Source organism: Enterococcus sp. AZ079 (assembly GCF_050547255.1).
Classification (GTDB): domain Bacteria; phylum Bacillota; class Bacilli; order Lactobacillales; family Enterococcaceae; genus Enterococcus_D; species Enterococcus_D casseliflavus.
This window is the reverse complement of sequence record NZ_CP172955.1, coordinates 2,165,689-2,183,490: the sequence shown is the minus strand read 5'-3', so window position 1 is coordinate 2,183,490 and position 17,802 is coordinate 2,165,689. Positions and strand designations below refer to the sequence as shown.

18 protein-coding genes are annotated in these 17,802 nt (G+C 44.2%); 12 read left to right on the top strand and 6 right to left on the bottom strand.

What is annotated here, in order from left to right; translation table 11 throughout:
- The first annotated feature begins 33 nt into the window (after positions 1-33).
- On the top strand, positions 34-312 hold the full coding sequence (locus IGJ15_RS10415; protein WP_015509363.1) for a (4Fe-4S)-binding protein: 279 nt from the start codon (positions 34-36) through the stop codon (positions 310-312).
- Positions 300-572, top strand: a complete 273-nt coding sequence (locus tag IGJ15_RS10410; RefSeq protein ID WP_142967150.1) for a GNAT family N-acetyltransferase — start codon at positions 300-302, stop codon at positions 570-572. Before IGJ15_RS10415 ends, IGJ15_RS10410 begins: the two co-directional genes overlap by 13 nt.
- A gap of 66 nt (positions 573-638) precedes the next feature.
- Here the strand turns inward: IGJ15_RS10410 and IGJ15_RS10405 are convergent, their stop codons facing one another.
- The 5 genes from IGJ15_RS10405 to IGJ15_RS10385 all read right to left on the bottom strand — a co-directional run bounded on the left by IGJ15_RS10405 (position 639) and on the right by IGJ15_RS10385 (position 6,187).
- On the bottom strand, positions 639-2,393 hold the full coding sequence (locus IGJ15_RS10405; protein ID WP_010747846.1) for an ABC transporter ATP-binding protein: 1,755 nt from the start codon (positions 2,391-2,393) through the stop codon (positions 639-641).
- Positions 2,390-4,120 (bottom strand): ABC transporter ATP-binding protein, encoded by a 1,731-nt coding sequence (locus IGJ15_RS10400; RefSeq protein WP_142967151.1) that lies wholly within the window; start codon positions 4,118-4,120, stop codon positions 2,390-2,392. Before IGJ15_RS10400 ends, IGJ15_RS10405 begins: the two co-directional genes overlap by 4 nt.
- A 15-nt stretch (positions 4,121-4,135) precedes the next feature.
- Positions 4,136-4,675 (bottom strand): GNAT family N-acetyltransferase, encoded by a 540-nt coding sequence (locus IGJ15_RS10395; RefSeq protein ID WP_142967152.1) that lies wholly within the window; start codon positions 4,673-4,675, stop codon positions 4,136-4,138.
- A 149-nt stretch (positions 4,676-4,824) separates the two neighbouring features.
- Positions 4,825-5,184: a hypothetical protein gene (locus IGJ15_RS10390; RefSeq protein WP_142967153.1), complete on the bottom strand. Its 360-nt coding sequence runs from the start codon at positions 5,182-5,184 to the stop codon at positions 4,825-4,827.
- Between the two features lie 70 nt (positions 5,185-5,254).
- Entirely contained in the window at positions 5,255-6,187 is a 933-nt protein-coding gene (locus tag IGJ15_RS10385) for a helix-turn-helix transcriptional regulator (RefSeq protein WP_142967154.1), read from the bottom strand.
- Positions 6,188-6,264: 77 nt separating this feature from the next.
- On the opposite strand from IGJ15_RS10385, the gene IGJ15_RS10380 reads away from it, so the two are divergent.
- The 8 genes from IGJ15_RS10380 to IGJ15_RS10345 all read left to right on the top strand — a co-directional run bounded on the left by IGJ15_RS10380 (position 6,265) and on the right by IGJ15_RS10345 (position 14,530).
- Complete coding sequence (locus tag IGJ15_RS10380) at positions 6,265-6,729, top strand: VOC family protein (RefSeq protein ID WP_142967155.1); 465 nt, start codon at positions 6,265-6,267, stop codon at positions 6,727-6,729.
- A 193-nt stretch (positions 6,730-6,922) separates the two neighbouring features.
- Entirely contained in the window at positions 6,923-8,077 is a 1,155-nt protein-coding gene (locus IGJ15_RS10375; protein WP_142423677.1) for an LCP family protein, read from the top strand.
- A gap of 175 nt (positions 8,078-8,252) precedes the next feature.
- Positions 8,253-9,167 carry a cation diffusion facilitator family transporter gene (locus tag IGJ15_RS10370; RefSeq protein ID WP_430599061.1) on the top strand — a complete coding sequence of 305 codons (915 nt, stop codon included), beginning with the start codon at positions 8,253-8,255 and terminating at the stop codon, positions 9,165-9,167.
- A gap of 765 nt (positions 9,168-9,932) precedes the next feature.
- A complete protein-coding gene (locus IGJ15_RS10365; protein WP_430599060.1) occupies positions 9,933-12,599 on the top strand; it encodes a cation-translocating P-type ATPase in 2,667 nt (888 codons plus the stop codon).
- Between the two features lie 209 nt (positions 12,600-12,808).
- Complete coding sequence (locus tag IGJ15_RS10360) at positions 12,809-13,216, top strand: MarR family winged helix-turn-helix transcriptional regulator (protein ID WP_034868440.1); 408 nt, start codon at positions 12,809-12,811, stop codon at positions 13,214-13,216.
- A gap of 14 nt (positions 13,217-13,230) precedes the next feature.
- On the top strand, positions 13,231-13,866 hold the full coding sequence (locus tag IGJ15_RS10355; protein WP_008378805.1) for a nitroreductase family protein: 636 nt from the start codon (positions 13,231-13,233) through the stop codon (positions 13,864-13,866).
- A 14-nt stretch (positions 13,867-13,880) separates the two neighbouring features.
- Entirely contained in the window at positions 13,881-14,168 is a 288-nt protein-coding gene (locus tag IGJ15_RS10350; protein ID WP_005225610.1) for a putative quinol monooxygenase, read from the top strand.
- Between the two features lie 2 nt (positions 14,169-14,170).
- Positions 14,171-14,530: a DUF1304 domain-containing protein gene (locus tag IGJ15_RS10345; RefSeq protein ID WP_016613516.1), complete on the top strand. Its 360-nt coding sequence runs from the start codon at positions 14,171-14,173 to the stop codon at positions 14,528-14,530.
- A 132-nt stretch (positions 14,531-14,662) separates the two neighbouring features.
- On the opposite strand, the gene IGJ15_RS10340 is transcribed toward IGJ15_RS10345, so the two are convergent.
- Entirely contained in the window at positions 14,663-15,265 is a 603-nt protein-coding gene (locus IGJ15_RS10340) for an ECF transporter S component (RefSeq protein WP_005225613.1), read from the bottom strand.
- Positions 15,266-15,374: 109 nt separating this feature from the next.
- On the opposite strand from IGJ15_RS10340, the gene IGJ15_RS10335 reads away from it, so the two are divergent.
- Together IGJ15_RS10335 and IGJ15_RS10330 are read left to right on the top strand one after the other, a co-directional pair.
- A complete protein-coding gene (locus IGJ15_RS10335; RefSeq protein ID WP_005225615.1) occupies positions 15,375-15,995 on the top strand; it encodes a TetR/AcrR family transcriptional regulator in 621 nt (206 codons plus the stop codon).
- A 368-nt stretch (positions 15,996-16,363) separates the two neighbouring features.
- On the top strand, positions 16,364-17,773 hold the full coding sequence (locus IGJ15_RS10330) for an NlpC/P60 family protein (RefSeq protein ID WP_194186022.1): 1,410 nt from the start codon (positions 16,364-16,366) through the stop codon (positions 17,771-17,773).
- Positions 17,774-17,802 lie beyond the last annotated feature (29 nt).

Genomic DNA, 17,802 nt, shown 5'->3' with positions numbered 1-17,802 from the left:
CTTCTGACAATCAATAAGAGGAGGGTGTTCAACATGGACGAACAGCCACTAGGCAAGGAAACAGAAGCAGGGTTGATCGCTGCAGGATATCGGAAGTATCGTGGCGAAGCGATCGATATTTATTACAACAAAGAAATCTGCACTCACAGCGGCAATTGTGTGCGGGGCAATCCCGCTATTTTTGAAGTTGGACGGCGCCCATGGGTGATTCCTGATAACGGGGAAGCAGCGCAAGCGGCACAAGTGATCCACACTTGCCCCAGCGGTGCATTAAAGTACATATTAAAGGAGGAAGAACCATGGAAATCTTAGAAGAAAACACTCGATTTGTGTTAAAAGACGGCGACAAAGAAATTGGTGAAATGACGTGGTCGGAAGCGGGCGAAACGCGCTTGATCATTGACCATACCTTTGTCGATCCCGCTTATCGGGGCCAAGGTCTGGCCGAAAAATTAGTGGCAAAAGGGGTGGAAAAAGCCCGCAAAGAACAAAAGAAAATCATTCCTTTGTGTCCTTTTGCCAAAAAAGAATTTGAACACAAACCAGAATATGCCGATGTTTGGAACCAATAAATAAAAAAGACCCCCGTCAGCTCAAGCAGGTACCTTTGAGCTGATGGGGGTTTGTGGTATGGCTGATCAATGTTGGAATTGTGCATGGTACAGGCGATAGTAATAGCCTTGTTCTGCTAGTAGTTCTTCATGGGTTCCTTGCTCCACGATTTGACCGGCATCCATCACCAGGATCTTGTCTGCTGCTCGAATCGTTGATAAGCGATGGGCGATCACAAAGCTGGTTTTGCCTTCCATCATTTTCAAGAAAGCATCTTGGATTTTTTTCTCAGTCAGAGTATCAACCGAACTGGTTGCCTCATCCAAAATCAGCATTGGTGGGTTGCTGATCATCGTGCGGGCGATCGTCAAGAGCTGCCGTTGCCCGTCAGAGATCTTGATCCCTTGATGACCGATCGGTGTATCTAGTGTTTCTGGTAGGCGCATCACATACTCATACATATAGGCATGCTTTAAGGCATCGTAGATTTCTTCATCTGTGGCAGTGTCATTGCCGTATTGCAAGTTTTCTCGTAAAGAGGCATCAAAGAGCCACGTATCCTGCAAGACCATTCCGAAGCTTTGCCGTAATTCTTCTCGTTTCAACTGACGAATATCGGTGCCATCGATCTTGATTGCCCCTTTATCGACATCATAGAAACGCATCAATAAATTGACCAACGTCGATTTACCAGCACCAGTTTTTCCAACGATCGCGACGGTTTCTCCAGGTTTTGCGGTAAAAGTGAAATCTTCAATCAATTTTTGACCAGGATCATAAGCAAAAGAAACCTCCTCAAAGGCAATCTCGCCTTTGATCTCACCCAGTGATTGAGATTCTTGGTCATCGGCTGTTTCGGGCTCTTGATCCAATAGCTCAAAGGTTCTTGAAAGTCCAGCCAACGCCGTTTGGATCTGGGTGGTAATTCCCGACAATTCAATGAATGGTTTCGAAAACTGACTGGAGTAGATCGTAAAGCTGGAGATCACCCCAACCGTGACGGCACCTGAACCAGAAAAGTAAAGCAGACCGCCGACAAAGCCGACTGACAGATACGCCAAGTGATCGACGAATCGTGAAAGGGGATTGGTCAAAGAAGAAGAAAACTGTGCTTTTTGCCCCCGGACATTCAATTCTTGGTTGATCGTTTCAAAACGGTTTTGGTTGATGGTTTCTCGATCAAAGGCTTTGACGATTTTTTGATTGCCGATCATTTCCGTAACAAAGCCAGAAATTTCGCCGACGATTTCTTGTTGGCGAGCAAAATGCGATTGAGACGTTCGTGCCACGATCCAGTTGACCAAAAAGATGATCGGGGTCGAAACCAATACGACCAACGTTAAGGGCACACTCATTTGCAGCATGACGACTAAGGCGATCAAGACGACCGAAATACCAGAGAACAGCTGGTTAAAGACTGCAGCGACGGCAATGGAAATATTGTCCATATCGTTGGTAAAACGACTGACGATGTTGCCGTGGGAGTTTTGGTCATAATAGCGTAACGGCAATGTATTGAGATGGGCAAAGCCTTTTTTGCGCAAATCGGCGACGGATAAATACGCCACGCGGTTGCCTAGTCGTTGGATCAACCATTGACTGACCACAGTCACTAAAACCACTCCGGCAAACAAAAGCAAAATGCGATAGAGGGCGCTGAACTGCACTTGATCGGCACCTATCAGCTGATCGACGGCTTGACCGATCTGATACGTCATATAAACCGAGGAGACGCCAGCAGCGATCCCGAGGACAACTGCTGCCCAAGTTTCCTTCGCGTAGGCAGTCAAATAAGGGAGGTAGCGACGAAAGGCCGACCAATCGAATGATTTCTTTTTCATGCTTCTTCCTCCTCTGCCTGTGATGCGACGATTTCTTGGTATTCTTTTGAAGATGCCAACAGCTCTTCATGGGTCCCTTTGCCTACCAAATTCCCTTGGTCTAAGACTAAGATCTGCTGCGCGTCTTGAATGGAGCGAACCCGTTGAGAGATAATGATGACCGTGCCACGAATGCTTTCTTTTAAAGCCATCCGCAAATCAAGATCGGTTTGATAGTCAAGGGCGCTCAGAGAATCATCCAAAATCAAGATATCTGGTTTAGCAATCAACGCTCTGGCGATCGTTAACCGTTGTTTTTGTCCCCCAGAAAAGTTCTTGCCACCTTCAAAAATCGGGGTATCCAGTTGCTGTGGCAAGGCTTCAACGAAGTCACGGCTTTGAGCGATCTCTAAAGCGCGCCAGCAATCTTCATCGGTGGCCTCTTTTTTGCCCCATTGCAAGTTTTCCCGAATCGTCCCCGTAAACAGCACGGCGGTTTGAGGCACCATAGCGATTTTTTGGCGTAATTGCTGTAAAGGCCATTTCCGCACATCGTGACCGTCAACGATCACTTTGCCATCTGCTACATCGTAGAAGCGGGGAATCAATTGGGTCAAGGCAGATTTCCCACTACCGGTTGGTCCAGTGATACCTAAAATAGACCCTGGCGCGACTTGGAAATCAATGTTTTTCAAAGCTAATCCGTATTCTTTTGAAAAGCGGAAATCAACATGTTCAAAGCGAATCGCTCCGACGTTGTTTTTCGGCTGATCCATAAAGACTTCTGAAAGTTCATCGCCGATCGATGGCTCAGTGGTTAACACTTCGTTGATCCGTGAACCTGATGCTGCCGCACGGGTAAAGATGATCACTAAGTTGGAAACCACGATCAATGCTAAGAGCATTTGATTCATGTAATTGACCAGTGCCAGCACTTGTCCTTGCTGCAAATTGCCAATATTGACCTTGAATCCACCGATATAAAACAACGCGATAATGCCGACGTTCATGATCAAGGTGGTGGCAGGCGTCAATAAAGCAGAGAGATTTGTGACCCGTAAATAGACATCACTTAAATCATCAGTTGCTTTATCAAAACGTTTCGTTTCCGTTTTTGTGCGGGCAAAAGCACGAATCACCCGAATCCCGCTTAAATTTTGACTCACTAGTTCGTTTAATTCGTCGAGATGAATTTGAACTTTCTTATATAATGGCACGGTTTTGGCGATGATCCAGAATAAGACGATACAAAAGAGCGGTAAGACGAGTAGGAAAATCAAGCCAGCTTGCCAATCAATGACAAAGGCCATAATCACCGAACCGATACTTAAGAAGGGCGCACGGACCACCAGCCGAATCAGCATTGCCAAAGCAATCTGCATCTGGTTGATATCGTTGGTCATTCGGGTGATCAAGGTATCCGTCCCGAATAAGTTCAGTTCGCTATGGGAGAGGGTGTTGATTTTTTTCATCAAGCGATTGCGTAATTCCGTTCCGAAGCCTTGAGAAGCGACGGAAGCATAATACTGACAGATGACGGCACAGATCATGCCTACCACGGACATCACGATCATCCAGATCGTCATTTCAACGACTTTCGACCAATTGTTTTGCCGCAGCCCCTCATCGACTAAAGCGGCCATCTGCAAAGGCAGGACCAATTCAAACACCGCTTCTAAAAATTTGAAAAACGGACCAAGAATAATCTGTTTGCGATAATCCTTGGCATAGCGTAACAAGCTAATCATAAAAAACCTCCTAAATTATTTCGGATGAGCAGGATGTTCACTGGCTAAACAGGCATAAACCAAACTATCGGTCCATTCCCCCTTGTTCCACCAGTCTTGGATAAAATGTGCTTCTTGGCGTAATCCAATGCGTTGGCAAAGCTTAGCTGAGGCCTGATTGCGGGCGTCTAGCGTCGCTTGGACCCGATGGATCTTCTGACTGGCAAACAACCAGTCCAACAATTCTTTCAATGCTTCTTGAGCAAACCCTTGTCCGCCAAATGACGGATGGAAGGCATAGCCGATTTCAACGGAAGACGGCTGACCAGTAAACCACACCGACAAATCGCCGATGACCGTTTGATCGTGTAGTACCGCCAAAGAAAGGCCTGCTTGGTCCGTCAAGGCGTGCTGTTGGCATTTTTTGGCAAAAGCCGCAGCTGCCGTTTCTGTCTGCCAAGGCTCATGAAGTAAGAATCGGCAGACTTCCGCTTGCCGATAAATAGCAAAGGTATCGGCAAAATCACTTTCTTGAAACGGACGGAGCAGTAAACGTTCGCTTTCAATAAAATCCATAACAGCCTCCAATTCTTTAGGGACATCTTACCATAGAACGAAATAGCCGAAAACATCCCCTGAAAAATCTGTTCATTTTCTTGCAAAAAAAATGTAAATCACTGGAAAAGTCTTTTTCTAGGAAACGAACCTTGCCAGTTGCTGCTCATTTACCACGACTGCCAGCGGGCAAGAAAGGTTTTTTGCCAATCTCTCAAGGGCAAGATCACTCGCTGCATTTGAAAACGGTAGGTTTCCCCTTTATAAGTAAAGCGAATCGGGACGAGCATTCCTACAATAGGATCTTTGTGCTGTTTTTTCAGCTCAGCAAGCGGCACGCTTTTGTGCTGCACGACTTTTGTCGAGAAAAGATTCAACGCCAAAATCGTCAAATGCTGATCATCCAAGACGAGCAGGCTACGGCTGGTGATGGCGTTGAAGGACTGCCATTTTGCATAGCCGATGGCAGCCCCTTCTGTCCTATAGGGGGCTGCTAACGCTTGGAAAGTTTTTTTATTTAAAAGAAACATAGATAGAAAACTCCTTATCAGTTAGAATCAGTTTCGGCGCAAGCAATCAATAATCAATACAGGAAAGCGGTCAGTCAGGTGCAAATGGCTGCAGCATTTGCCGAACTTTTTCAGTATACGCTTGTTTGAGGACTAACGGGTGGATTTCTTTAATAGTTGGACCAAATTGTAAGAGAAAATCAGCCAGAAAACCCAGCTCATTGTCGGCAATGTGCCCCTCTAAGCAAAGCTCACTAGGACGTTCCACCACTGCCATGTCAGGATATTTTTCTTGCCACAAGCGTTCCTTTGCCGATAGATCAAAGCGGATGTGATAGCCCAGTGTTTGTGTCAACACTTGTTGCTGCAGCTGTTTTTCAGCTAACTGCTGCAAGGTATAGCCTGTTTTTTCAGTCGGAGCAAGTCCCTGCATTGCATCACAGCGATAGCGGCGAAAAGCCTGCTTTTGACAATCATAGGCCAAACAGTACCAGTAGCCAGCACGAAAATCCAGCTGATAGGGTTGGACGGTCTTGTTCGTTTTTTGATAACGCTGATAGGTAAATTGGATGACTTGTTCTTGTACGATCGCTGAAAAAAGCGTTGAGAGGATCGGCGCACTCGTCAATTGAGGCACCCCTTGAAACGAAACCGCCGTCTCCATTTTTTCTAACCACTCGGTGTCTCCTTGATAAAAAGACTGCAACAATTTTCGCCGTAGCCCTTGATAGCTCCGATCAAAAGGAGAATCGGTTAATTTTTGTAAGAGCTGCAAAGCAAAGAAAAGGGTATACCGTTCATTTTTATCAAAGTACAAGGGGGTCAGTTGATTTTTCAAAATCTGATAGCCGCCATAACGACCGGTTTCTACCACGAGAGGCAAGCCCAGCTCTTCCAATGATTGGACATCACGGACGGCTGTACGTTTGGAGATTGCGAAGGTTTCCATCAAATCGGCTAGTTGAAAAGTGGTTTTTCCTTGTAAATACAATAGTTCCTGCGTTAAGCGTTCTGATTTTTTCATTTCTTTCTCCAATGGTGCCAAGTTTTGGCAATATTCACAGTTACACTTATGGTAACAAGAAAAGGAGGAACCAACAAATGATCGAACCAAAAATCGCTATGTTTTTAACCTTAGACGGCAAAGCCCAAGAAGCCATTCAATTTTATCAAGAAACACTAGACGCAACCCTCTTATTTGCCATCACCAACCAGGAGTATCGTGAGAGACTTGATCCAACGCTGGAGATTCTTGCGGGACAAGAACAGTATCTTTCTCACTCCATCCTACAGATCGGAGATTTTCAGTTACAGCTGGCAGACAATCCATTAGTTGAAGGAGAGACGATTCAGCGAGGCAATCACTTGTCGCTGAGTTTGACGCTAGCGGAGAGCCAAATAGCTCAGAAGCTTTATCAACGATTGAGGCAAAAAGGCAGTCAGACGATCCAAGCACCAAGTGAGAATGCTTTTGCGTTTTTTTATGCAAGTGTTCGCGATCCCTTTGGTGTAATTATTCAGCTTACTGCCGAAAAAGAAGTTGATCCATCCAAAAAGGGTGAATGAAAAAACTCGTTTTTTAATAAAATATCCATAGAAGTTGACTAATTATCCAAGTTTCTTTCGTTACTAGAATTATTTTTAAGGAATGTTTAAAGGACTTCACAGAAAAAGAATAAAACTTCTTAAAAAAATAGGCGGATCGTAAAAATTCTGGTACAATCGGGGAGAGCAATTCAGGAGAAATGAAGGAGGCACTATGGATAGAAAGACGAGATATAAACAGCAAAGAGCCCACAAAGCGCGAAACAAACGCGTGATTATTGGAGGAATCTTTCTTTTCGCCATTGCTGGCATCGTTTTATTTGCCGGCTATACGTATTATGCAGCAAAAAATTCAGTGGATAAAATGTTTAAAGAATCCGCTGTGATAACCTCTAACAAAGGAAAAGAGGATGGATCACTCAAAACATCCGATGTAAGTTCTAAGTTCGGTGTTTTATTGATGGGTGTCGATAATGATGAGGAACGTGAACAAACAGATCATTTAGACAGCGCACGTACTGATAGTTTGATCTACATGGTTTATGATGGCGAAAATAAAAAAATCGATATGGTCAGCATCCCGCGGGATATTTGGACGAATATCTATGATGGAACTGGAACGGGTACGATCTATACCACAGCAAAAATCAATAGTGCTTATACAGTCGGAGAAGAAGATGCCACGATCGAAACCGTTCAAAATTATTTGCAATTACCAATCGATTACTATGTAAATGTGAATTTCATAAGCTTTAAAAAAATTATTGATGCAATTGGTGGTGTAACTGTAAATGTCCCTTACGACATAAATCAAGATTATGCCGCAGATAACTCTGGGGAAACATTGATTCCGGAAGGTCGTCAGTTGTTGAACGGTGAGCAAGCCTTGATCTTTGCCCGCATCCGTAAAATGGATACCGATGTGGATCGAGGAAATCGTCAGCAAGAAGTCATTGAAGCAGCGATCCACCAGGCTTTGAAAATCAATAATGTCACCAAGTATCAAGAAATCTTAGACTCAGTCAGCGAAGACGTAAATACAAACTTTAAATTTGAAGATTTAGTTTCCCTTGCTGGAAATATGATTTCAGGGTTTGAAATCAATAGTCATACCTTTGAATGGTATGATGGGGAGTCTTACGATGGTCAGTCCATTGTGTACATCCAAGACTACTCTTACAATGAAATCCGAAACGACATGCTTAAGGCATTAGGCAAGCAGACAGAAGAACAGAGTACCCAAAATCAAAACACAGGTGCTCAGACAGGATACGACGACGGGTCTCAAGGAACAGGTTATGGCAACGAGTACGGTACTGACAACGGAACGGGCTATGGCACGGAGTATGGATCAGATTCAAATTATTAATGAAGTATAATTGTCAGAAGCAAGCCAGGAGAAATCCTGGTTTTTTTGCGTTCAAGAGGGGAGCAAATGGTAAATCTTTGTCGCAAGCCACTTTCGTTTTCATCTAGGAAGTGCAGTGCTATGCTTAAGAAAAGAGACAGCTTGTTACAGCGAGTCCGACACCGAAGGAGGAACCATGATGGAAAAACAGCAAGAGCAAAAAGCCCGTAGAATCGTTTTGCTGACCCATGTCTTAGGGTTGATCATGAAAGCCATCGGCTACTTCTTTAGCGGCAGTGCAGTCTTGATGAATGAAAGTATCCATAGTCTGATCGATTGCATCAATCAAGGACTTCTAGCCATCGGTGAAAACCGAGCACAGCGAGGACGCAGCGAACTGCATCAGTTTGGTGAAGGACGAGCGACCTATTTTTTTAGTACTGTAGTTGCCATGACAGTTTTTTTAGGTGGTGGAATTTTAGCGGTTGTTGAAGCCAGCCGTGATCTGCTAGACCCCACCCACGAAGTGGAACAGCTCCAGCTGGTGGCAGCGATCTTATTTGTCAGTTTGTTTATTGAAGTGACGGCTGTACAAGAGGGATGGCAAGAAGTCAAAGAACAAAAAAAGCAAAAACAGCCCCTCGTCCGTTTCTTAAAAGAAAGCCGCGATTCCGATCTGCTTTTAGGTTTCACGGAAAATTTGTTTGCCTTAGGTAGTGTGACGATCGCCATCGCAGGAATCTTATTGACCGCATTGACGGACAATCCAGTATTTGATTCCCTCGGCGGCATTTTAGGTGGATTGTTGCTGATTGCTGCTGCTGTCTTTTTAGCCAAAGAATTTTATAGCCTCTTGATTGGTGAGGGCGCCTCTGCTTCTGATTTAATGGCGATCAAACAAATTTTAGCCGACCCTGCCATCATTCAAATCAAAGATTTGCGAACCCTCCATCTAAGCCCAGAAGAACTTTTGATCGTCGCCGACCTTACCTTGAAGCTAGGACCCGAAGAACCAAGCGTATTTATCGATACCATCGAACAGCAGATCAAACAGGCTTTGCCTGATCTGCGAGTCTATTGCTATATCGAGAGTGAGGAAGTTCCCTCATAAAGTAGAATAAATACGAAGCATTCTTCGGTTGGTGATTTATCATTCAAACGAGGAATGCTTTTTGGGGTATTGGCGTGCTTGTTTTATATGAACACAATGGATCAATGGCTTGTTTTGCTTCAACCTTTTCTGGCGATCAGGAAGGAGAATGTCAGCGAGATATCGAAACTTAATTGTTTTTTTAGCAATAAACACTTTTTTTGTTCAAAAGTTTGTTGTTTTTTGTTAAAATAAAGTAAGGACAGCAAGCGTTCTCTTTTTAAAGTTATTTTTTTGCTAGAGTTGTAACATTGTAAATCACAACATAGCAGAAGTTTAGTTTATTAAGAAAACACCGAAACGAGTACCGTTTTGGCATTGCTGACATGCTGCCCAATCGTCATCAAAAGCGGTGGTGCTAATTTTGTTACGACTGTTTTTTTACACCACTTGTGAAGCAAAATCCTTTGCGAACATCTTCATCCATGATAGGTTAGAAGTAGGCCGGATGGTTTTTTCACAAAGTACGTACATAGAAAGATCACTTGCGACGATTAAAAGAAGCGACTTCATTGCTCGCAAAATGATCGATGCTCAACACACATACCTTTTCCCTCAGCCAGTCAACCTGCGCTTGCTTTTCTTATTGGTTATATTCCCTTCACTCAGCAATTGCCTGAACCGATTCAAATCAAAAAATGACTGTGCAAGGTATCTGTACCGATTTATCCCTTCAGAAACGTGGAAACCCTCGGCAAGAAGTTTATAATTTAAAGGAGGAATTTGATGGAAAAATTTTACCAGCAAAAGACTGAAGAGACCTTGAAACATTTTGAAAGTGACCGCAAGCAAGGCCTAAGCGGGAAAGAAGCCGACAAACGCTTAGAAAAATACGGAGAAAACACGATCCAGCAACAAGAATCCCTTTCTGTATGGGAATTGCTGTGGCATAACTTGAACAACTTGATTGCTTATTTATTGCTAGCAGCTGCGTTACTCTCTTTTGCGATGGGGGAAACGATTGAAGGAATTGCAGTATTGATTGCCGTGGTGATTGCTGTAATGACAGGTTTTATCACAGAGTTACGAGCACAAAAATCAATTGATTCTCTTCAAAGCATGATTTACACTACCGCAAAAGTGATTCGTGATGGAGAAGTAATGGAGATCGAGTCGGCAAAAATCGTTCCAGGCGATATTCTCGTTCTGGAAGAAGGGGATGCCATTGCGGCAGATGCCCGCTTACTTGAAACGAGCAACTTTGCCTGCATCGAATCAGCGCTGACCGGTGAGTCAGAAGCTGTTGAAAAAGATGCACGAGAAACCTATGAAGAAGATGTTCCACTAGGCGATCGCCGCAATGTCGTTTTCGCAGGAACTGCGGCAACTCGGGGAAATGCCTATGCGGTAGTGACAGAAACCGGTATGAAGACCGAGGTCGGAAAAATCAGTGACATGCTGACGGGTGACAAAAAGCGTCAAACGCCGTTAGATATCGAATTGGACAAGCTAGGAAAAGCAATCATTATTGCCGCGCTTTTTGCTGCGGTGGCAGTTTTGATCGCTGGGGTCTTGACGAATCAACCTTTTGTCGAAATGATCCATATCTCGATTATTTTGGCGGTCGCAGCGATACCTGAGGCAATGCCAGCCGTTTCGACGATCACATTGTCCCGAGGCATGCGGACGATGGCCGAGCACAAAGCACTGGTCAAATCGTTATCAGCTGTTGAGACCCTGGGCGCCACCAGTATTATTGCCAGTGACAAAACGGGGACGCTGACAGAAAACCAAATGACGGTTGCTGAGATCATTTTAGGTTCAGGAGAAATGTTCAAAGTGACAGGAAATGGGTATGAACCCAACGGAAAATTTTACAAGGCAGACTCGGAGGATGAAACCGAGATCGATGCAGCCAATCATGAGGCGCTGCAAGGGATGATCGAAAACGGTGCTTTATGTACCACCGCCACTTTACGTGAAAACGAAGGGCAATACGAGATCCTCGGTGATCCAACAGATGGGGCGTTTGTCGTTTTAGGTCAAAAAATCGGCATCGATCGCCAAAAAGAGCAGGACAGCGGGCTGAAGAAAATCGCAGAAATGCCCTTTGATTCCGACAACAAATACATGGTGACCGTGTATGAAGGAAAGCAACGGACATTGATCATCAAAGGGGCACCAGATGTCTTGATTGATTTAGCCGATGCGGATGCCAAAGAAAAAGAACAGCTTCATGAATACAATGACACGTTAGCCAGTCATGGGCAGCGAGTGATCGCTGTCGGTTGCATCAAGGATTATCAAGGTGGAACGGACGAAGCAGAGCTGAAAGCAGCACTGCAGGAAATCAAGATCCAAGGCTTTGCGGGCATCGCCGACCCGCCGCGAACAGATGTCAAAGAAGCAGTGAAGGTCGCACAAGAAGCGGGGATTCGAGTGAAAATGATCACCGGGGACCATCCGAAGACGGCATCCATGATCGCCAAAGAAATTGGCTTAAAAGACCATGAAAAAACCATGACGGGTCGTGAGATCGATGAATTGGCAGGGCAAGAAGGCTTTAACGAAAAAATCGAAGAAGTCGCTGTCTTTGCTCGAGTTTCACCAAAAAATAAATTACAGCTTGTGGAAGCGTTGCGTGAAGAAGGCGATATCGTTTCAATGACTGGCGATGGGGTCAACGATGCGCCAGCACTCAACGGCGCCGATATCGGGATCGCCATGGGGATTCGTGGGACAGAAGTAGCCAAAGAATCTTCCGATATGATTTTGACGGATGACCGTTTTGGAACGATCGTCGATGCCATCAAAGAAGGACGCATCATTTTTGACAACATCAAAAAATATGTTTCCTTCCTGTTCTCTTGTAATATGGTTGAGATCGTGACGATCTTTCTAAGTGTCATCTTCTTGATGCCTATGCCAATCCAACCGCTGCATATCCTTTTCTTGAATCTAGTCATCGATATTGCTCCAGCCATGGCGTTAGCCTTTGAACCAGCTGAAGACGACATTATGAAGCGCCAGCCACGGTCGAAAGCTGATGGCCTCGTTAACAAGCGCTTCTTAGGACGCATTATTTTAAGTGGGGTCGTGATTGGTTTGGTGGCGTTTGGCTTCTTCAACTTCCTGATGCTGACGGATCACGAGTTGCTTTATGCACAAACAGCAACCTTTACCTTTATGGCAGTGGCGCAATTGATGCATATTTTCAACGTTCGTAAGAGCAGCGGTTTTGGTTTAGACAAAACCCTCTTGAAAAACAAACCATTGATGGGGGCATTGCTCCTTTCCGTCGGCTTACAGCTTTCAGCGGTCTATGTACCGTTTATGAATGAGCTATTGGATACGATGCCGATTCAAGCTGGTACGTGGGGCATTATCTTCGCTGCTGCAGCGATCTCTACACTGATCGTGATGGGCTTGAAGAAACTCTTCCAATTAAAATAAAATAAATTCTCCAGTATTTTCTCAATACCGGAGTAACGAAGACCCGCAGCCTAATGGCGCAACTTCGCCAAAGGATTCTTGATTCGATCCTTGATGAAGTTCGCCTAGCTGCGGGTCTTTTTTGCTTACTCTTTACAAGCAAAAGAAAATGATTTATACTTGACTAGTCAACAGTTGATAAGTCAACGATGAAAGGAGCGGTTTATGCAATGAATTTACGTGAGCTAAGCGGATTGCTGTATCGGATGAAAATCGTGAATCAAGAATTAACGGCGATCTTTGAAAAAGAGACTGGCTTTAGTCTGACCCGTTATCAGTTGCTGCAGTTTTTGAATGAGCAAGGACGCTGTACCCAAAATCAAGTACAGAATGAATTGAAGATCGATAGTGCAGCGGTCACTCGGCATTTGAAGATTCTCGAAGAAAAACAATTTGTGACACGGGAACGAAACAAAGACAATAACCGCGAGATTTTTGTTTCTTTGACACCGAAAGCACAAGCCGATTTGGCTAGTTGTGCTTCAAAGCATGCCAGCTCTGAGGAGTCGTTAGGCATCAATTTGACCGAAGAAGAAGAAGAACAGCTTCTAACATTACTTATGAAATTAGTTCCATGAAAGAAGGCAAACCCATGACAGAATACAGCAATAACAATTTTTCAGAGATCACCTTTGGCCGAAAATCGGTTCGTGTCTATGATGAAACCTACAAAATCCCCCATGAAGAAATGTTGACCATGATCCAAGAGTCAACGACAGCACCTTCCTCAGTCAATATGCAGCCTTGGCGCTTTGTCGTTGTGGAAAGCGATGAGCAAAAAGCAAAATTGAAACCGTTGATTCGTTTCAACGTCCGACAAAATGATACCTCTTCTGCAATGGTCTTGATTTTTGGCGATATGCTTTGTCATGAACTAGGAGAAGAAATTTATAACAAAGCAGTAGCAGAAGGCAAAATGCCAGCGGAAGTACGTGACCAACAATTAGCAGCGATCATTCCTCATTACGAAAATCTTACAAAAGAACAAATGAATGATGTGGTGAAGATCGACGCTAGTTTAGCAGCGATGCAATTTATGTTAGTTGCGCGGGCGCATGGCTATGAAACCAACCCAATCGGCGGCTTTGAAGCAGATCAATTAGCCGAAGCTTTTGGCTTAGACAAAGAACGTTATGTTCCTGTCATGATCCTTTCAGTCGGAAAAGCCAAAGAATTAGGCTATGAATCCGTTCGGTTAGACGCAGAACAAATTACGACATTTCTATAAGAGGAGGGAAAACGATGGAAATCATCAATGCAACGTTTTACATCAAAGAAGAAAAGCGGGCAGATTTTTTAGCCGCTGTTACGCCATTATTAGCATCGGCGAGAGCTGAGGAAGGCTGCCACGGCTATCATCTCTATGAATCATTGGAAGAGAACAATCGGTTTGTCATGGTCGAAAAATGGGCGAACCAAGAAGCGATCAGCGCGCACAATCAAAACCCGCTGCTGCAACAATTATTCCAACAAATGCCTGACTTTGCAGCCAAACCGAGCGAGATCGTTGTCGCTCATCAAGGAGAATAAGGATGACGATTTTATCGACGATTTTGATTGTACTGGTTGCCTTAGAGTTTTTCTATATTCTCTATTTAGAAACATTTGCCACTACGTCCAAAGCAACAGCGCGGGTCTTCAACGTGACGAAAGCAGAACTTGAACGACCGATCGTCGTGACCTTGTTCAAAAACCAAGGGGTTTACAATGGGCTGATCGGTTTGGGGTTACTGTATAGTATTACCTTTGCTTCAGCGCCATTGGAAATCAGTCGCTTGCTGTTGATCTACATTATCTTAGTAGCTGCATATGGCAGTGTGACTAGCGACAAGAAAATTATTTTGACCCAAGGCGGTCTAGCGATCCTTGCCTTGCTGTCCACCTTTTTTTAACCAATAAAAGAAGAAGTCCCCCGATCGAAGAAAGCTTTTCTATACAATAGAAGCTTTCTTCGATCGGGGGCTTTTAATGTTTGGGCAAAGAGTACTCAGAACGTGAAAAAAATGATAGGATAAGAGAAGGGACTAACGATTTTCGGGACGTAAGCTAGTTGCTGCAAATAAGGCTTTTACTAGAATGGGTGTTAAGATCGCAGCTGTGATCACCTCAGAGATTCCATTCGTTACTGCAATTCCACCGAGGGTCACGAATAAAGCCGAAGCATCGACACCATAGGTAGTGGCAACTAAGCCAGTATACAAGGTTCCCATTAGGGTTAAGACCAAAACTGTATTGGTGATGGTCCCAAAGATTGCTGCAACAATCGAAGCAGCGACGACTTTTTTGGTCTTTTTGTAAATGATCGTAAACAAGAGACCAGCCACTAAGCCAACCAACACACGGGGGACCACCGAGATGATTGGGTTGGTGAAAACGGCAATGTCCAAAGGCGTTGTCGGGGAAGTAAACGCACGGATCATGGTAAAAATCCCCCAGACTAAGCCAATGAACATCCCGTCTTTTGTCCCTAAAACGATGGCAGCGACGATTACCGTGATATGGATGATCGTCAAACTAGTGATACCGATCGGAATAAATCCAAGAAAAGGCACCATCGTCTGTAAAATAATAATAGCAGTCAAAATGGCACGAATGACAAGGCGATAGGTTTTGCTTTTTGTATTCATTGTAAAAACTCCTTTTTTTATAATGACACTCGTGTCATTTTTAAGTTAGGTTGATTATACAACAAAATGACACGAGTGTCATTAATAATGTGATGAAAGGAGCCAAAAAATGGCGAAGAAGCAGCAGAGCGAATTGACTACAGCGGAAAAGAAAAAACAACAAAAGCGTGATTTGATTCTTGAAAGTGCCAAAGTTGTCTTTAGTAAGAAAGGCTTGATCGATGCGACAATGAAGGACATTATCGAAGAGTGCGGCATTAGTCGTGGTGGCATTTATTTATACTTTCGTTCGGTGGATGAGATTTTTTTGGCAGTGTTAGAGCAGCGCTCCAAACGAAAATTTGATGATGTACGAGAGATGATCATGGAGCAAGTGCCCTTTGAAACGATTTTAAACAAATATTTTTCCGACCATCGCAAGCGTCTACTCCACAGCATTTCTGACGGTATGCTGCGAGCCGTCTACGAGTATTACTATACGCATAAAACCGAAGCCTCCAGTTCACTGCAGCAAGCTCAACTCGCTGAGACGAAACGGACGATCCATGAGATTTTTCAAGTGGGCGTTCAGCAAGGTGTATTAAAAGATGAAAACTTGGCAGTGATTGCAGAAAACTATATGTTCGTGATTGAAGGATTAGGGATTTTGGCTCTGACCGGTCACATCACAGAACAGACCATTGATGACCAAATCGCCGTAATGAGACAACTACTCCCTTATCGTGAATAACACAGACAAAAAAAACTCGCTCTTTTCTAGAAAACACTAGGAAGGAGCTTTTTTCGTCTGTTTATAACTTTGTGAATCAAGCATATTTTGCAGAAAATTAATGTAATAAAAGTGAAATCTACAACATTATTTATTTTTTCTTAAGAAAAAGGACTTTTTCTATGAAGTTTTCTTGAACAGTTGATACATAGGGATTCACTCGGCGTGTCGGTGGGATAGGAGTGGGGAACATGTAATAAAAAAACAGAGCTTATTTATGTAACTAAAATGTAAATCGCTTACGGATTGGGTTTGTTGCTGAACTATGGTAAAATGAAAATGGTCAAATAAATGAAAAAAAAGTTTTAAAATTGAATTTGGAGGATCAGATGAAGAAGAAAATCTTTGCAACAGTGTGTATGTGCGGCATTGTATTGTCATCATTCGGCGGACCTGTGACCGTTTTTGCTACGAATCACGATCAATTGATCGAACAAAAAAATAACGAAATTGATCAGTTGAGACAGCAACGTCAAAGCGTACAAGGGGAAATTGACGGATTGTCTGCAGAAATTGATTCGTTAAATCAAGAAGCAGCAATCATTTTAGCGCAGCAAAGTGATTTGTTGCAAGCGATCGAAGGATTGGATCAGGAAATCAGTCAGTTAGAAGAGCGCATTGCCAAACGCTCAGAAAACATTGAAAAGCAAGCCAGAGAAACACAAGTTAATGGAAAAGGCGACCATTTTCTAACAGCGGTACTAGAGGCGGACTCTGTCAGTGATCTAGTCGGTCGTTTGCATGCGATGACGACGATCATTCGAGCGAATAATGAAGTGATCGAACAGCAAAAAGCCGACCAACAAGCTGTTGAACAAAAGCGTGCGGAATCACAAGAAAAAGTGGCAGAATTGCAAGCAGCACAGAGCCATCTGGAAGCACAAAAAGGTGTTTTGGAAGCAAGCCAAGCAGAATTAAATGTCTTAGTTAGTAATTTAGCCTACGAAGAAGCAACGAAAGAAGAAGAAAAAGAACAGCTGCGTGCGGAAAAAGAAGCCTATGAAGCGGAGCAAGCGAGAATTCGTGAAGAAGCTGCCCGAGTAGCTGCTTTACAAGCCCAAGCGGAACAAGCGGCGCAACAGCAGGCAGAACAAGCTGCAGCGGAAGAGCCAGAAGCACCAGCAGAAACGCAACCAGAGGAAACGCAAGAATCTGAACCGGTTGAAACACCAGAGGTTCCAGAGGAAACACCAGTAGATACACCAGAAATTCATGAGCCAGAAACACCAGTGACACCTGCAGCACCGGAGACGCCAGCGGACAGTGCACCTGCAGTTCCTGCACCAACGCCAGCACCGACGCCAGTTACACCAACACCGGCGCCAACGCCTGCTCCGTCACCTGCACCGATCGTGACGCCGCCAGCACCTTCTGCACCAGCATCAACAAATGGGGCTGCAATCGTGGCAGAAGCTTATAAGCATATCGGAAAACCCTATGTTTGGGGTGCCAAAGGACCGGACAGCTTTGACTGTTCTGGTTTTACTCGCTATGTCTTTTTACAAGTAACAGGGAGAGATATTGGTGGATGGACGGTACCACAAGAAACAGCAGGTACAGTGATTTCCGTTAGCCAAGCACAACCAGGAGATCTATTATTCTGGGGTTCATCAGGCAGCACCTATCATGTAGCCATTGCTTTAGGTGGCGGACAATACATTCATGCACCACGCCCAGGACAAAATGTTTCTGTTGGCAGTACCGCTCATTTTACACCTAGCTTTGCAGTAAGAATGTAAGAAATAGCTAGCTGTAGTTTTAAGGAGAG

What these genes read in the sequence shown, in the direction of transcription:
- IGJ15_RS10390 (WP_142967153.1), bottom strand. Translation starts at nt 5,184, where the DNA reads ATGTTTCTTTTAAATAAAAAAACTTTCCAAGCGTTAGCAGCCCCCTAT.
- IGJ15_RS10405 (WP_010747846.1), bottom strand. Translation starts at nt 2,393, where the DNA reads ATGAAAAAGAAATCATTCGATTGGTCGGCCTTTCGTCGCTACCTCCCT.
- IGJ15_RS10330 (WP_194186022.1), top strand. Translation starts at nt 16,364, where the DNA reads ATGAAGAAGAAAATCTTTGCAACAGTGTGTATGTGCGGCATTGTATTG.
- IGJ15_RS10350 (WP_005225610.1), top strand. Translation starts at nt 13,881, where the DNA reads ATGGAAATCATCAATGCAACGTTTTACATCAAAGAAGAAAAGCGGGCA.
- IGJ15_RS10375 (WP_142423677.1), top strand. Translation starts at nt 6,923, where the DNA reads ATGGATAGAAAGACGAGATATAAACAGCAAAGAGCCCACAAAGCGCGA.
- IGJ15_RS10360 (WP_034868440.1), top strand. Translation starts at nt 12,809, where the DNA reads ATGAATTTACGTGAGCTAAGCGGATTGCTGTATCGGATGAAAATCGTG.
- IGJ15_RS10345 (WP_016613516.1), top strand. Translation starts at nt 14,171, where the DNA reads ATGACGATTTTATCGACGATTTTGATTGTACTGGTTGCCTTAGAGTTT.
- IGJ15_RS10380 (WP_142967155.1), top strand. Translation starts at nt 6,265, where the DNA reads ATGATCGAACCAAAAATCGCTATGTTTTTAACCTTAGACGGCAAAGCC.
- IGJ15_RS10370 (WP_430599061.1), top strand. Translation starts at nt 8,253, where the DNA reads ATGATGGAAAAACAGCAAGAGCAAAAAGCCCGTAGAATCGTTTTGCTG.
- IGJ15_RS10335 (WP_005225615.1), top strand. Translation starts at nt 15,375, where the DNA reads ATGGCGAAGAAGCAGCAGAGCGAATTGACTACAGCGGAAAAGAAAAAA.
- IGJ15_RS10410 (WP_142967150.1), top strand. Translation starts at nt 300, where the DNA reads ATGGAAATCTTAGAAGAAAACACTCGATTTGTGTTAAAAGACGGCGAC.
- IGJ15_RS10395 (WP_142967152.1), bottom strand. Translation starts at nt 4,675, where the DNA reads ATGGATTTTATTGAAAGCGAACGTTTACTGCTCCGTCCGTTTCAAGAA.
- IGJ15_RS10415 (WP_015509363.1), top strand. Translation starts at nt 34, where the DNA reads ATGGACGAACAGCCACTAGGCAAGGAAACAGAAGCAGGGTTGATCGCT.
- IGJ15_RS10365 (WP_430599060.1), top strand. Translation starts at nt 9,933, where the DNA reads ATGGAAAAATTTTACCAGCAAAAGACTGAAGAGACCTTGAAACATTTT.
- IGJ15_RS10340 (WP_005225613.1), bottom strand. Translation starts at nt 15,265, where the DNA reads ATGAATACAAAAAGCAAAACCTATCGCCTTGTCATTCGTGCCATTTTG.
- IGJ15_RS10355 (WP_008378805.1), top strand. Translation starts at nt 13,231, where the DNA reads ATGACAGAATACAGCAATAACAATTTTTCAGAGATCACCTTTGGCCGA.
- IGJ15_RS10400 (WP_142967151.1), bottom strand. Translation starts at nt 4,120, where the DNA reads ATGATTAGCTTGTTACGCTATGCCAAGGATTATCGCAAACAGATTATT.
- IGJ15_RS10385 (WP_142967154.1), bottom strand. Translation starts at nt 6,187, where the DNA reads ATGAAAAAATCAGAACGCTTAACGCAGGAACTATTGTATTTACAAGGA.